Annotated in this window: 16 protein-coding genes; 4 read left to right on the top strand and 12 right to left on the bottom strand. The window is 60.5% G+C overall.

The features are described 5' to 3' along the window. Positions 1-8 precede the first annotated feature (8 nt). From tolQ to SR908_RS00100, 8 genes are all read right to left on the bottom strand, one after another. On the bottom strand, positions 9-686 hold the full coding sequence (tolQ, locus tag SR908_RS00135) for a protein TolQ (protein ID WP_179703103.1): 678 nt from the start codon (positions 684-686) through the stop codon (positions 9-11). A gap of 51 nt (positions 687-737) precedes the next feature. After that, complete coding sequence (ybgC, locus tag SR908_RS00130) at positions 738-1133, bottom strand: tol-pal system-associated acyl-CoA thioesterase (protein WP_097023713.1); 396 nt, start codon at positions 1131-1133, stop codon at positions 738-740. Continuing rightward, entirely contained in the window at positions 1130-2182 is a 1053-nt protein-coding gene (gene ruvB, locus SR908_RS00125; protein ID WP_097023714.1) for a Holliday junction branch migration DNA helicase RuvB, read from the bottom strand. The genes ybgC and ruvB overlap by 4 nt, the downstream gene beginning before the upstream one ends. Positions 2183-2191: 9 nt before the next feature. Continuing rightward, positions 2192-2806, bottom strand: coding sequence for a Holliday junction branch migration protein RuvA (gene ruvA, locus SR908_RS00120; RefSeq protein WP_246921884.1), 615 nt, complete (start codon positions 2804-2806; stop codon positions 2192-2194). An 80-nt stretch (positions 2807-2886) separates the two neighbouring features. Further along, a complete protein-coding gene (gene ruvC, locus SR908_RS00115) occupies positions 2887-3426 on the bottom strand; it encodes a crossover junction endodeoxyribonuclease RuvC (protein ID WP_246921882.1) in 540 nt (179 codons plus the stop codon). 25 nt (positions 3427-3451) lie between these two features. Further along, positions 3452-4201 carry a YebC/PmpR family DNA-binding transcriptional regulator gene (locus SR908_RS00110; RefSeq protein WP_246921880.1) on the bottom strand — a complete coding sequence of 250 codons (750 nt, stop codon included), beginning with the start codon at positions 4199-4201 and terminating at the stop codon, positions 3452-3454. Between the two features lie 102 nt (positions 4202-4303). Beyond that, entirely contained in the window at positions 4304-6088 is a 1785-nt protein-coding gene (aspS, locus tag SR908_RS00105) for an aspartate--tRNA ligase (RefSeq protein WP_246921878.1), read from the bottom strand. A gap of 62 nt (positions 6089-6150) precedes the next feature. After that, a complete protein-coding gene (locus SR908_RS00100; RefSeq protein ID WP_246921876.1) occupies positions 6151-6408 on the bottom strand; it encodes an FmdB family zinc ribbon protein in 258 nt (85 codons plus the stop codon). Between the two features lie 221 nt (positions 6409-6629). On the opposite strand from SR908_RS00100, the gene SR908_RS00095 reads away from it, so the two are divergent. The 3 genes from SR908_RS00095 to SR908_RS00085 are packed head-to-tail and all read left to right on the top strand — an operon-like array spanning position 6630 to position 9518. After that, positions 6630-7571, top strand: a complete 942-nt coding sequence (locus SR908_RS00095) for a D-2-hydroxyacid dehydrogenase (protein WP_246921874.1) — start codon at positions 6630-6632, stop codon at positions 7569-7571. Positions 7572-7599: 28 nt separating this feature from the next. Further along, positions 7600-8520, top strand: a complete 921-nt coding sequence (locus tag SR908_RS00090) for a ribokinase (RefSeq protein ID WP_246921872.1) — start codon at positions 7600-7602, stop codon at positions 8518-8520. 53 nt (positions 8521-8573) lie between these two features. Continuing rightward, positions 8574-9518, top strand: a complete 945-nt coding sequence (locus tag SR908_RS00085; protein ID WP_246921870.1) for a nucleoside hydrolase — start codon at positions 8574-8576, stop codon at positions 9516-9518. A 52-nt stretch (positions 9519-9570) separates the two neighbouring features. Here the strand turns inward: SR908_RS00085 and yccX are convergent, their stop codons facing one another. After that, positions 9571-9843, bottom strand: coding sequence for an acylphosphatase (gene yccX / locus SR908_RS00080; RefSeq protein WP_246921867.1), 273 nt, complete (start codon positions 9841-9843; stop codon positions 9571-9573). Continuing rightward, positions 9836-10795 carry a YihY/virulence factor BrkB family protein gene (locus SR908_RS00075; RefSeq protein ID WP_246921865.1) on the bottom strand — a complete coding sequence of 320 codons (960 nt, stop codon included), beginning with the start codon at positions 10793-10795 and terminating at the stop codon, positions 9836-9838. Before SR908_RS00075 ends, yccX begins: the two co-directional genes overlap by 8 nt. A 140-nt stretch (positions 10796-10935) precedes the next feature. Between SR908_RS00075 and SR908_RS00070 the strand changes: the two genes are divergently transcribed. Continuing rightward, complete coding sequence (locus SR908_RS00070; protein WP_246921863.1) at positions 10936-12039, top strand: bifunctional nicotinamide-nucleotide adenylyltransferase/Nudix hydroxylase; 1104 nt, start codon at positions 10936-10938, stop codon at positions 12037-12039. 19 nt (positions 12040-12058) lie between these two features. Here the strand turns inward: SR908_RS00070 and SR908_RS00065 are convergent, their stop codons facing one another. Beyond that, a complete protein-coding gene (locus SR908_RS00065) occupies positions 12059-12976 on the bottom strand; it encodes a LysR substrate-binding domain-containing protein (protein WP_246921861.1) in 918 nt (305 codons plus the stop codon). Between the two features lie 78 nt (positions 12977-13054). After that, positions 13055-14479 carry a cardiolipin synthase gene (gene cls / locus SR908_RS00060; RefSeq protein WP_097023726.1) on the bottom strand — a complete coding sequence of 475 codons (1425 nt, stop codon included), beginning with the start codon at positions 14477-14479 and terminating at the stop codon, positions 13055-13057. Positions 14480-14552: the final 73 nt, after the last annotated feature.

Here is a 14552-nt window from a genome sequence, read left to right as displayed (position 1 = left end):
TTCCTCCCTCAGGATGCTTCGCGTTCGCTGCGCCCCTGCAGATTACGGTGCAGGATGGCGTGGAATTCCTCGGCGAAGTTTTCGTATTTGCCGAGCAAGCGTCCCGCATGGGCAGATAGCCGGTTGTAGAAGATCACCGCGGGAATAGCGGCAAACAGCCCCATGGCCGTAGCGACCAACGCCTCCGCAATCCAGGGCGCGACGGTGGACAGCGTAGCCTGCTGTGCCATCGACAAGCTTTGGAATGACCCCATGATGCCCCATACGGTACCGAACAGGCCGATATAAGGGCTTGCCGAAGCGACCGTGGCGAGGAAAGTGAGATGCAGCTGCAGGCGGTCTTCTTCACGCGACAGCGCGACGCGCTGGCCACGTTGCACGCCTTCTAGCACTGCATCGGTACTGTTGGTCTTGGGCATCAGACGGTTGAATTCGCGAAAACCGGAGCGGAAAACGTGCTCCGCGCCGTGGGATTCTTGTTCAGCGGGCAGGTCGCGATAAAGGTCGTTGAGGTCAACGCCGGACCAGAAACTGTCTTCGAAATCCTGATAGGCCTTTTCGGCGCGACGCAGCGCGATGCTGCGCTGGAAAATTATGATCCAGGAGGCTATTGAGGCAGCCAGGAGCAGGAGCATGACCAGTTGAACGATCAGGCTGGCGTTCATGATCAGGTGCGGAATGGACATGGAGTCGTTCACGGCAGTCCTCGTGTCGCTTGAGAGTTCGTTTCGCTTGGTTTATCCGTGCATCAGCGGCTGCAGCGCATCCGGCCAACGCACGGGTTTAAGCCGAGAAGCCTCCAGGCAGACGATGTCCACCCGGGCCTCGCACAGTCGTTCCCCGCGACGTGTCACTGTCTGGGCGAAGGTCGCGCGGCAGGCAGTGGATTCGACGACGTCCGCCGAGATGTGCAGTTCGTCGTCGAGGTGGGCGGGCTTGGCATAACGGCATTCCAATTGATGCACGACCAGTTGGATACCCTGTGCGAGCAAGTCGCGCTGGGTCAGGCCGTGGTGGTTGAGCCACTCGCTGCGTGCCCGCTCCATATATTTTAGATAGTTGACGTAATAGACGATGCCGCCGGCGTCGGTGTCTTCGATATAGACCTTGAGCGTATGCGTGAAACCGCTCATGCATCGCCCTCCTGTCGCCTGTCGTCAAGCGACGGCGCCACGACGGCATCGGTCGGCGTCAGGCCGAAGTGTTCGTAAGCTAGACGTGTGACCACACGTCCACGCGCGGTGCGCATCATGAACCCCTGCTGGATCAGGTACGGTTCTAGGACATCCTCGATCGTGTCGCGTTCCTCGCTGATCGCGGCCGCCAGGCTGTCTACACCGACCGGGCCGCCATCGAACTTCTCAATCATCGCCATCAACAGACGTCGGTCCATGTGGTCCAGTCCATGGCGGTCGACATGCAGCATGTTGAGAGCCTGATCGGCAATTTCTTCGTTAAGGCGACCGTCGCCGCGTACTTCGGCGAAGTCGCGCACACGTCTCAGCAGACGATTGGCGATGCGTGGCGTGCCCCGCGCGCGGCGGGCAATTTCGGCCGCACCTTCACGGTCGGCCTCGACCCCCAACAAATGCGCCGAACGCACCACGATCTCGGTCAACTCGTCGACTGCGTAGAATTCCAGTCGTTGTACGATGCCGAAACGATCGCGCAGCGGCGATGTGAGCAGCCCCGCACGCGTGGTAGCGCCCACCAGGGTGAAAGCAGGCAGGTCGAGCTTGATGGAACGCGCGGCGGGGCCTTCGCCGATCATGATATCGAGCTGATAATCCTCCATCGCGGGATACAGCACCTCTTCCACCGAGGCGGGAAGGCGATGGATCTCGTCGATGAACAGCACATCACCGGCTTGCAGATTGGTGAGCATGGCAGCGAGGTCGCCGGCGCGCTCGAGCACGGGGCCGGAAGTCGATTTGATATCGACCTCCATCTCGGCGGCGATGATGTTGGCCAACGTGGTCTTGCCAAGGCCAGGTGGCCCGAATATCAGGGTATGATCAAGGCTGTCGCTGCGCTGACGGGCCGCGCTGATGAAGATATCCATCTGCTCGCGCACGCGGGGCTGGCCGATGTACTCGGCCAGTCGCTGCGGACGAATGGCATGATCCACGTGCACCTCGCTGCCCTGAGGTTGCGCCGCGATCAGACGGTCGGTATCGATCATTCGCGGTCCTTAACCTGCCATCTTGCGTGTCAGGGCGGCTTTGATCAGGCCTTCCGTGGAGAGGCTAGCGTCCAGCCCGGACAGCATGCGCGAGGCTTCGTTGGGTTTGTAGCCCAAGGCGACGAGGGCCGATTCCGCATCGGCGAAAGGATCGGCCGCAGGTGCTGCGGGTGAGGCACCCAACTCAAGGGCATGCAACCCGTTTTCCTGCTCGAGTTGCCAATGGGGGAAGCGGTCTCGCATTTCCACGACCAAGCGATCGGCGGTTTTCTTGCCGACGCCGGGTAGGCGTGTCAGCGCCTTGCTGTCGTCTTCCATGACGCAGCGGATGAAGGCTTCCTGATCCATGCCGGAGAGAATCGCCAAGGCAAGCTTGGGCCCTACCCCGTTGACCTTGATCAGGGCGCGAAAAAGTTGACGTTCTTCGCCGCGTGCGAAGCCATACAGCAGATGCGCGTCCTCACGCACCGCCATATGCGTGTGGAGCTGCACTTCTTCGCCCACCGCCGGCAATGCCAGCAAGGTGGTCATAGAGGTCTCCAACTCATAGCCGACGCCGCCGACGTCGACGACGATCCACGGCGGTTGTTTTTCCAGCAGGGTGCCACGCAAGCGTCCAATCATGCACATCGAGTCCTTCGATTGACTGGGTTGACACTATACTGATCCGCCTTGCGACTGACCAGCACTCGACACACGCTGCCTCAGTCGGGGCGAAAGTCCCGCCAACGCTGACGGGAACCGCTTCGACGCCGCCCTCGTGCCGCTGATAGCGAGCGTCCCTGGCGGGCATAGGCATGCGTCAGGGCGATGGCCAGTGCGTCGGCGGCATCGGCCTGTGGCGTGCCGTCGAGCCCTAGAATCGCCGTCACCATATGCTGTACTTGATCTTTGGTCCCCGCGCCGGTACCGGTGACCGCCTGCTTGATCTGGGTAGGAGCGTACTCGAAAACCTCGAGGCCATGATTGGCGGCGCAAACGATGGCCGTGCCGCGTGCCTGCCCCAGCTTGAGTGCGGAGTCGGCATTCTTGGACATGAAGACCTGCTCGATGGCGATTTCATGCGGACGATGCACGCCGATCAACTCGCCGATGCCGGCATATACCTGGGCAAGCTTCTGGGCCAGTTGGTCACTCTTGATGCGGATGCAGCCGCTGGCGACGTACCGCGGCGTCGCCGAGGAGACATCGACGACACCGTAGCCGGTGATGCGCGACCCTGGATCGATCCCCAGCAGGATCATCGACTCAGCACCCCTGCCTTGCCACTCACTCGAGTTCCGCCATGACGGCATCGGAGAAATCGGCGTTGGAATAGACGTTCTGCACGTCGTCGAGGTCTTCGAGCATGTCGAACAATTTGAGGACCTTGCGCGCCGTATCCACATCGTCGACGGGGGAGTAATTATCGGGATAGGACCCGACATCGCTCGCGGAGGGCTCGATGCCCGCCTCGACTAGCGCGTCCTTGACCGCACCGAAGCCTTCCACGGAGGTCACGATCTCGAGCGTGCCGTCGTCCTGAGTGACGATGTCTTCGGGTTCGGCGGCCAGCGTGGCTTCCATGGCGGCCTCTTCGGAGGTGCCCTCCGGCAGCGTCAACCGCCCTTGCTTATGGAACATGAAGGCGACGGACCCGGACGTGCCCAAATTACCGCCATTCTTGTTGAAAGCGTGACGCACCTCGGAGACCGTGCGATTGCGGTTGTCGGTCATGCATTCGACCATTACCGCGACGCCTTCGGGACCGTAGCCCTCGTAGACGGTTTCCTCCATCTCGTCGCCGTCGTTATTGCCGGCGCCGCGCTCTATGGCGCGCTGGATGGTGTCCTTGGTCATGTTGTTGGACAGCGCCTTGTCGATAGCGGCGCGCAGGCGGGGATTGTCCGCCACCTCACCACCGCCCTGCCGGGAGGCAACCGTCAGTTCACGGATCAGTTTGCTGAAAATCTTGCCGCGCTTGGCATCCTGGGCGGCTTTGCGGTGCTTGATGTTCGCCCATTTACTATGGCCTGCCATGTCGACGTCACTCCTTGAAAAAACAGGCGTTCGCGTTTGCAGGACACCCGGCGCCGAGGCGACGCCGGGAAAACGAGAATAGCGTGGGGCAAGCGGCGCGCGTCAGGCCTCGCCGTTGCCACCTTGCTGCGCCTTCTGACGCAAGCGAATGTTGAGCTCCTTGAGCTGATCGGCGCTGACCTCGCCCGGAGCGTCGGTCATCAGGCAGGCGGCACTCTGCGTCTTGGGGAAGGCGATCACTTCGCGGATCGTCTTGGCGCCGCTCATCAGCATGACCAGACGGTCGAGACCGAAGGCCAGGCCACCATGAGGCGGCGCGCCGAACCGGAGGGCGTCGAGCAGGAAGCCGAACTTCTCCTCGGCTTCTTCCTCGCCGATGCCCAGCACTTCGAAGACCGCCCGCTGCATCGCCTGATCATGAATACGGATGGAGCCGCCACCCAGCTCAGTACCGTTCAAGACCATGTCGTAGGCGCGCGACAGCGCATTGGCGGGGTCTGCCTTGAACGCCTCCGGCGAGCTCGAAGGCGCGGTGAACGGATGGTGCAAGGCGGCCAGGCGACCGGCGTCGTCAGCTTCAAACATGGGGAAGTCGACGACCCACAACGGCGCCCACTCCTGCGTATAGAGATCGAGATCTTCGCCCAACTTGACGCGCAGTGCCCCCAGCGCCTCATTGACGACACGTGCCTTGTCGGCACCGAAGAAGATGATGTCGCCATCCTGGGCGTCGACACGGGTGAGCAGCTCGTCGACCACGCCGTCCATGAACTTGACGATCGGCGATTGCAGCCCTTCGAGGCCCTTGGCACGCTCGTTGACCTTGATCCAGGCCAACCCCTTGGCACCGTAGATGTTGACGAAATCGGTATAGGCGTCGATTTCCTTGCGCGACAGCTTGGCACCGCCGCTAACCTTGAGTGCTGCAACGCGCCCGTCATCGGCCTTGGCCGGACCGGAGAACACCTTGAAGTCGACATCGCGCATCAGGTCGTTGACATCGATCAGCTCGAGCGGGATACGCAGGTCGGGCTTATCCGAACCGTAACGGTTCATCGCTTCGCTGTACGGCATCTTGGGGAATGCCGGCAGGCTGACATCGAGCACGTCCTGGAACAGCTGACGGATCATGTCCTCGGTCATTGACATGATGTCGCTTTCTTCGACGAACGACGCCTCCAGGTCGATCTGGGTGAACTCGGGTTGGCGATCGGCACGCAGATCTTCGTCGCGGAAGCACTTGGCGATCTGGTAATAACGGTCGAAGCCCGACACCATCAAGAGCTGCTTGAACAGCTGCGGTGACTGCGGCAAGGCGAAGAACTCGCCCGGATGCGTACGGCTCGGCACCAGGTAATCGCGCGCCCCTTCCGGCGTCGCACGTGTCAAAATCGGCGTCTCGATATCCAGAAACCCTTGGGATTCGAGATACGCGCGCACGCTATGCGTGATCCGCGAACGCAGCCGCAGTTTGTCGATCATCTCCGGGCGACGTAGATCGATGTAACGATGCTTGAGACGCGTTTCCTCGCCGACCTTGCCATGCTCGTCGAGCTGGAACGGGGGCGTGGCTGCCGTGTTGAGCACTTCGACGTCCGATGCCAGCACTTCGATCATGCCGGTGGGCATGTTGGGGTTCTGGGTACCTTCAGGGCGCAGGCGAATGCGTCCTCGAATGCGCAGCACAAACTCGTTGCGGGCACGATCGGCATTGGCGAACGCCTCGGGAGTATCGGGATCGACCACGACCTGGGCGATACCATCGCGGTCGCGCAAATCGAGGAAGATCACTCCCCCATGGTCGCGACGACGATGTACCCAGCCGCAGAGTGCGACTTCCTGATCCACCTGGGTTTCGTTCAATTGACCGCAATAGTGACTGCGCATGTCTTATCCTGTTTCGTTGCGTATTTCATGGGGCCGGCGCCGCCCGAACGGCGCCGAACGCGTCAGGCGGGCGTTTTGCCGCCGGTCTCGGTAGACGTGGAGGGCGTGGAAGCCTCTCCCGCGAGATTGCGCTTTTGCCCCGATTTGAAGTCGGTTTCATACCATCCGCCGCCGGCCAGGCGAAAGCCCGCCGCGGAGACCAAGCGTGATAATTCTGCGCGCTCGCAGCTTGGACAATCGGTCAACACTGCCGCGCTGACTTTTTGTAGCTTTTCCAGGCGATGGCCGCAGGCCTTGCACTCATACTCGTAGATGGGCATGGTTCTCACCATTCATGTCATCAAGAAGCGCCCGCGCGACGCTCGCGCGGTGGCAGGGATATAGGGCCGGAGATCGCACTTTCCAAGCCTTTTCCGAAAGCCGCTTATTATAGCGCGTTGCGCCACCCAGCGGGCAAGCGTATCCGGGCTCGATATCATGCAGTTTGCTGCCACGATGCCAGACTCACTTCACTTCGTTGTTAAAAGAAAAAGGATGTCGCATGAAAGCCGTGATTCTCGACGCCGCCAGCCTTGGCGATGATATTGATCTCTCACCGTTGCACGCGGCAGTCGATCATCTTGAAGTCCATGCGCATACCGCTGTCGAGAAACGTCAGGAGCGTCTCGGCAACGCGGACATCGCGATTACCAACAAGGTGGTGCTGGACGGTGACCTGCTAGCGTCCCTGCCCGATCTAAAATTGATCTGCGTATTGGCGACGGGTACCAACAATATCGACATGGAAGCCGCCCGCGATCGCGGCATCGAGGTGCGTAACGTCTCTGCGTACGGCACGGCGAGCGTGGCGCAACATACTCTGATGTTGATGCTTGCCCTCGCCAATCGCCTGCCGCTTTACATGCGCGATGTCGCCGCCGGCCGCTGGAACGAAAGTGCATTGTTCTGCTTGCTCGACCACCGCACTCTGCAATTGGCCGACAAGCATCTCGTCATCGTCGGCCATGGCGAACTCGGTCGCGCCGTGTCGCGCTTGGCCGAGGCCTTCGGCATGCGCGTCACCTTTGCCGCGCGCCCTGGCAACGAAGCGCAGGACTCGCGCCCTTCCCTCGCGTCACTGGCGGGTGAACTCGATGTCTTGAGCCTACACTGCCCGCTGACCGATCAGACACGGCATCTCGTCGACGCCGAGATGCTGACCCGTTTCAAACCCGGTGCCTTGCTGATCAATTGTGCACGGGGCGGTATCATAGATGAAAAGGCAGCGTTGGACGCGCTTCGAGGAGGGTCGATTGGCGGGCTCGGCGTCGATAGCCTGCCTGAAGAGCCGCCGCGTCAAGGTCATGCGCTCATCGAAGCCATGGATGAGGCACTCAACCTCATCGTCACGCCGCACAGTGCTTGGATCTCGCCGGAAGCTCGCGCCAATGTCGTCAGCCTGACGTGTGACAACCTGCATCAATGGCTCGCTTCGCGCGCTTAATACATGAGCCTTAAAGCCGGGAGCTCGCATGCTTTATAATTACGGTTCCATCAATATCGATTACGTCTACCGTGTCAGCCATCTGGTGCGTCCCGGCGAGACATTGTCCAGCCAGAGCTTTACCCAGGTACTAGGCGGCAAAGGCGCCAACCAGTCATTGGCCATGGCCCGTGCAGGCGGTGACGTGACGCATTGGGGGCGTGTATCGCAGAACGATCGCTGGGTGCTGGAAATCTTGACCCAGGCGGGCGTCAATACATCCCTGATCGAACTCACCGCCGAGGCCAGCGGGCATGCCATCATTCAGGTCGACGATCACGCCGAGAACGCCATCATCCTTAGTCCCGGGGCCAATCACGGTTTCAGCGAGCGTCACCTCGACGCCTTGATGACTTCGGTGAGTCCTGATGATTGGCTTTTGTTGCAAAACGAATGCAATGCGCTCGAGAGCGTCATGACGCTTGCCGCGCGCCATGGCATGCAGATCGCTTTCAACCCTGCGCCCCTAGGGGAAAATGTGCATGCGTTGCCGCTCGAATTGTGCCAGATACTGTTCCTCAATCGTGGCGAAGCCGCAGCGCTGGCGGGGCTTGACGAGCATGCCGGGGTCGCCGAACTCATGGATGTCCTCTATCAACGGCTGCCTGAGGTCGAACTGGTGTTGACGCTGGGGCGTGATGGCGTGCGTTATCAGTTTGGCGAGCAGCGTCTCGAGCTGCCTGCGTTCCCTGTTGAAGCCGTGGATACGACCGCGGCCGGCGATACCTTCATCGGTTACTTCATGGCTGCGCGGCAACGGAATGCCCCCATCGAAACCTGCCTGAATGAAGCGAGCACAGCCGCGGCCTTGTGCGTTCAAAAAAGCGGCGCGGCGCCAAGCATCCCGCTTGCCAGCGAGGTTGCGGCGACCTCCCGTGACTGGCCAGCACGCGATATCTTGCGCCACTGATTCCTTGCGGCACGTTTGCTGGTTACTTGACCGTTATTTGACACAGGATTCTCATGACCACACCTCTGATTTTCGATACCGACCCTGGCGTAGACGACGCCCAAGCCATCGCCATCGCCCTGGCACACCCCGAGATCGAGCTTCTCGGCATGACTACGACCTACGGCAATGTCGATATCGATACGGCCACTACCAATGCGCTGCTGCTCGCCGAGCTCGCCGATCAGCGCATCCCCGTCGCACAAGGCGCGGCGGCGCCCCTGGTCAAGCTCAAGCATCCGGCGCCGGCGCATATCCACGGTGACAACGGGCTGGGCAACCATCCCTTGCCTGCTCCCAGCCATCGCGCCGAGACAATCAGTGCGCCACAGTTCATCGTCGAACAGGTCAATGCCCGCCCCGGCGAGATCACTCTGGTTGCCGTGGGCCCGCTGGGCAATCTAGCCGCCGCGCTGCAGCTCGACCCGGGCATCGTCGATCGCGTCAAACAGGTCGTCGTCATGGGTGGGTCGATTCGCGAGGGAGGTAACGTCACGCCCGTCGCCGAGGCCAATATCTTCAATGACCCGCATGCCGCCGCACGTGTCTTGACGGCGGGCTGGCCATTGACCTTGGTGGGGCTCGATGCCACGCATCGCTGTGTGCTGGGCCCCGCGCAGATGGACAAGATCGCCGCGGCCCAAGGCAAGCTGGGCGACGTATTGGCGGGCAGCTATGCGTTTTATCGCGCGTTCTACCGTACCGCGCTGGATATCGACGGCTGTTGTCCACACGACAGTTGTGCCTTGGCGTGGTTGATGCGTCCGGAACTCTTCACGACCGCACGCGGGCACTTGAATGTCGTCACCGAGGGCGATGCCGAGGGACAGACGCTGTTTGCGTCACAAGAGCGCACCTTCATCGACCCACGCTGGGCACGCACACCACTCGTCGATGTGTGCATGAACGCTGACGGTGAGGCCGTCGTGGACTGGATCGTCGAGACATTGACCCACTGAGGTCAGTGGCCCTCACCTTGCCGGCCCGCACCGGGACGGTTCAGAGGCAGTTTCACCCGAGTTCGAAGGCACTCGGGGGCGTGACATCGACCTTTTCGCACTCGACATGAGTAACGCGCGACGACGGTGGCCCTTGCCACAACCAGCGCACGACACGGTCGACGGCCACCCGCTCACCGCATAGCAGCACTTCGACGCGGCCGTCGCCGAGGTTCCTGGCATGCCCCGTGAGTCCTTCCCTTAACGCTTGATCGCGTGATGCGGCGCGAAATCCGACGCCTTGCACGCGCCCGGTGATCCAGGCCTTGAGACAATATTCATGCATGGCCCTCTCCTTTGCTTGCGGGCGTCGCTTGAGTCTCGGCATATTTTGGCGAATCCACGAATTCGCGTTTGACCGAGACGGCGGAGTTGCGAGGTACGATACGCTTACCACGCGCTTCGAGATGGGTGCGGGTAAAAGCGGCGCCATACAGCAAAATCAGCGAACTGTAGTAAACCCATAGCAACACCAGAACGACCGACCCTGCCGCGCCGTATGTCGACGCCGTGGCGGTATAGGCTAGATATGCAGCGATGGCGTAGCGTCCGATCGCAAACAGTACCGCCGTCACGATCGCGCCGACCATAACATCTCGCCAGCTCACCAGGACATCCGGCAACACCTTGAAAATAGAGGCGAAAAAAAGCGCAATCACCGCCAGTGAGACCAAGAACTCGGCGCTCCCCAGGAGCGCGTTGACACCCGGCAGCCAGTCGCTTGCATACCTGAAAAAGGTGCGCAGCATCACGCTCAGCACCAACGACACCATGAGGATAAAACCCACCGCCAGTACGACGGTCAGCGACAGCAGGCGTTTCTTGATGAACAACCAAAGCCCGTTGCGATCGGGACGCGCCGTTACGCCCCAGAGCGTATTGAGGGAGAATTGCATCTGCGCGAAGACAGTCGTGGCGCCGATTACCAGTGCGCCGATGCCGAGCAACGTCGGCAAGATGCCGGAGCTTTCGATGCGGGACTGCGCTACCGCTTGCTGAATCGCGGTGGCGGCGTCTTGACCCATGGTGTCCTGCAGTTGCGCCACGATCTGGCCTTGCGCGGCGTCTTCTCCCAATACCAGCCCAATCACGGTGACGGCGATAATGATCGTCGGCGCCAGTGAAAACAGGGTGTAAAACGCCAGAGAGCCCGCGAAGCTGAACGCATTGTGCTCATGCCATAAGGTCGCGGCATTGACGACGATTCGGTACCAATAACGCGGCGAAAGATTGATCACGGACGCTCCTTGTCGGAAATGATAAGTGGCGGGCACAACGTAGCTTGGTCTCAGGATAGCGCAGATGCCCCGACCACTGCTTATATTGCAGAGGCCCGACTGGCTGCTCATAATGGCTCGGCCCTGCTGATGGAGCTTTCATGTCCAACGCCACCACGTCCTTGCCCTCCTCCGATACACCCTATGCCTTCGATTGCCTGGTTTTCATCGGGCGTTTCCAGCCACCCCATCGGGGGCATATCACTGTCATACGCGAGGCATTGCAGCAGGCACGGCAGGTGATCGTCATGGTAGGGTCCGCCTGGCAGGCCCGTTCACTGCGCAACCCCTGGCGCTTCGAGGAGCGTCGAGACATGCTGCGTGAGTGCTTCGACGCCGATGACAACGCACGACTCGAAATCACGCCGTTACTGGATGCGCTCTACAACGATGATGTCTGGGTACGTGATGTACAGCGCCGGGTGCGCGATGTAGTCGTCCCCCAGCATGGCCGGTTACCCCGAATCGGCTTGATCGGTGCCAGTCGCGGTCAGTCAAGCTATTATCTCACGCTGTTTCCGCAGTGGGAGTCGGTCAGCGTCCCTCTGGTCAGCGATGTCTCGGCCAGTCGCATTCGAGAGGCGTTGTTCGGTCAGCCGGCATTGGCAGGCGATTATTTGGCGCGCGAGGAAAGCAGCGGCCTGTCGGCGCCGGTCCGCGATGTGCTGCGGCGCTTTCTCGAAACGCCCGAATGCGCGCAATTGTGGGAAGAGCAGCATCTGCTCGATCAGTATCGTGAGGCCTGGGCCCAGGCGCCCTATCCGCCGGTGTTCGTGACCGTCGATGCTGTCGTGGTGCAATCCGGGCATGTGCTGCTGGTCGAGCGGCGAGCAGCGCCCGGAAAGGGGCTGCTCGCCTTGCCGGGAGGCTTCATTCAACCCCAGGAGCGCTTGCTGGATGCCTGCTTGCGCGAGCTGCGTGAGCGGGTGCGCCTAAAGATTCCCGAAGCCGTGCTCAAAGGTTCGCTACGTGGCCAGCGCTTGTTCGATGACCCCCACCGCAGTTGGCGCGGGCGTACCTTGGCGCAGGCTTTCTATTTTGCCCTGCGGCCCGAACAGCAACTCCCCCGGCTCAAGCCTTCGCGCAGTGGCGAGCAAGCCCACTGGGTGGCGTTGGCCGACCTCGACCCCGAGGCGTTGTTCGAGGACCATTTCTTCATCATTCAGAACTTTCTGGGTTTGCCGGCCGGCATGGCCACGCCATGATGAGGCTTGTTGCCAATGTTCATGCCTGCAAAAAATCGCGCGGCAACTTCATCATCTGTCGCCAGAGCTTCTCGACGCCGGGTTTGTGCACCAATGAACACCGGTACAGGCGAATCTCTAGGGGAATATCCCATTGCGGGTCTCCCGCACGGACCAAGCGCCCTGCGGCGAGTTCTTCGCGTATGCAGAAATCGGGAATCCACGCCATGCCGACCCCTTGCAGGGCCATGCCCTTGAGGCCTTCCGCCATGGCAGTCTCATAGACGGTCTTGAGGCGCATGCGTAGCGGGTCGTTCTTGAGCAGCATACGTACGCTACGTCCCAGAAAGGCGCCTTGGGTATAGGCGAGAAACGGGATGCCCTCCTCGTCGTCCAGCGCAAAGCTTGGAGTGCCGTCGGCGTTGGGCACGCAAACCGGCAGCATTTTCACCTGACCGATGGAAAATGAAGGAAAGGCTTCGCCGTCGAGCTGCATGCTGGCATAGGGATCATAGTACGCCAGCATCAGGTCGCAGTTGCCTTCGCGCAACACATGAATGGCATCCCCGACGTTCATGGCCACCAGCCGCGTCGGAAGTTCACCCACACCTTTTTGCAAGCGTGAAATCCAACGCGGGAAAAACGTCAACGCCAGCGAGTGCGCGGCGACAATATCGAGCGCTTCGTTGGCCATCGACAGGCCGCGCAAATGGGCGAGGCATTCGCTCAACTGCTCGACCATGCTGCGTGCCGTGACCAGGAACAACTGCCCTTCCGGTGTCAGCCCGATAGGGGTCGTGGAACGGTCGACCAAGGTGGCACCCACGGCTTGTTCCAGGGAGCGGATACGTCGGCTGAAAGCAGGCTGGGTGACGTGCCGTTGCCTCGCTGAAGCGGAAAAACTGCGTGTATTGGCGAGGGCAACGAAATCTTCGAGCCACTTGGTTTCAAGATTCACCGGCACTCCTGGTGGTCACGCAGTAAATGTACGACAGCCGCAAACATATGGACGCTGTGTCACCACACGCCACGATTGTCATTGTATGGGCGCGAGCAGATACGCCGCGCGGGAGATGAGTTTACGCCAGATGGGGCGGTTGTTGAGTTCGTCCAACGATACCTCGCGGCATGCCGCAAAATCCCGGCGTAGCATGTCCTCGACCTGACCGGCAAACGTCGCATCGGGGACATACGCGGTAATCTCGAAATTGAGTCGAAACGATCGGTTATCAAGATTGACCGATCCGACCAGCGCCGTCTCGTCGTCGACCAGGACGACTTTCTGGTGCAGGAACCCCGGCTGGTAGCGAAAAATACGCACACCGTGACGAATCATCTCGGGCAAGAAGGAAAAAGCCGAGAGGAAGACTAGCAAGTGGTCGGGGCGCTCGGGGATCATCACGCGTACATCGACACCACGCAATGCGGCAAGCTTCAAGGCATCTTGCACTCCCTGATCCGGGACGAAGTACGGGCTGGTCACCCACAGTCGTTCATGGGCCCCGTGAATGACATGTTGAATCAGCAGGCTTGCCGTCTCGCAGTTATCAGCCGGCCCGGAGGGCACGATCACCACGTGCTGACACTCATCGCAGGTGATCGATGGTTCCCAGTTCAGGGACAATATCTCTTCAGTGGCCCAGTACCAGTCCTCCCAGAAAGCTTCCTGCAACCCCATCACGCTTGGCCCGGTGAGCTTGAGATGGGTATCGCGCCAGGGACCATATCGCGCCACTCTCCCTAGATATTCATCGGCTACATTGAAGCCGCCGGTCCAGCCCTCACGCCCGTCGACGACCACGATCTTGCGGTGGTTGCGGAAGTTGATCTGGAAACGGTGCCGCCAACCGCGCGATGAGTTGAAGGCCGTTACCTCAATGCCCGCTTGCGATAACTCGTGCAAGTAGTCATTCGGTAAACTGCGGCTGCCGATTTCGTCGTAGAGCAGGCACACTCGCACTCCCTGTTCTGCCCGACGCATCAAGTGCTGCTTGAACAAAGTGCCGATTTCATCGGCACGGAAAATGAAAAACTGTACGAGAATATATTCGCGTGCGGCATCGATTCCCTCCAGTAAGCTCTGGAAGGTTTGTTCCCCATCGATGAGCAGTTCAGCGCGATTGCCCGTGCTCATGGGCATCATGGCCAAGCGCTCGACGGCTTGGATCCGCGTGGTGTCAAACGAGGGACGGGAAAAGAAAGGCTCGAGCCGAGGCCTGAAACGCAATAGTACCTGACGTAGTACGCTGTCGCGTTCGCCGCGCGCGGAGGTATACCCGTAGAAACGTGGGCGTCCGAAGACCCAATAGATAGGAACGGCCAGATAAGGAAACGTCAAAAGCGTAACGATCCAGGCAACCGCCCCTTGAGAGGTGCGACTCGACATCAATGCCATGATGGCGGACAACGCGCCAAGCACATGGATTATGACGATCAGGATACCGATCAGTCCGGACGTCATGTCGGCTCCTCCCTGAAACCTTCGAAGCGCTCGCTGGTTAAAAATCAGGCCCCGTATGCACGGGGCCTGAGGC

Source organism: Chromohalobacter canadensis (assembly GCF_034479555.1).
GTDB classification, from domain to species: Bacteria; Pseudomonadota; Gammaproteobacteria; order Pseudomonadales; family Halomonadaceae; genus Chromohalobacter; species Chromohalobacter canadensis.
Note: the sequence above shows the minus strand (reverse complement) of the source record. Positions and strands in the feature narration are given on the sequence as shown.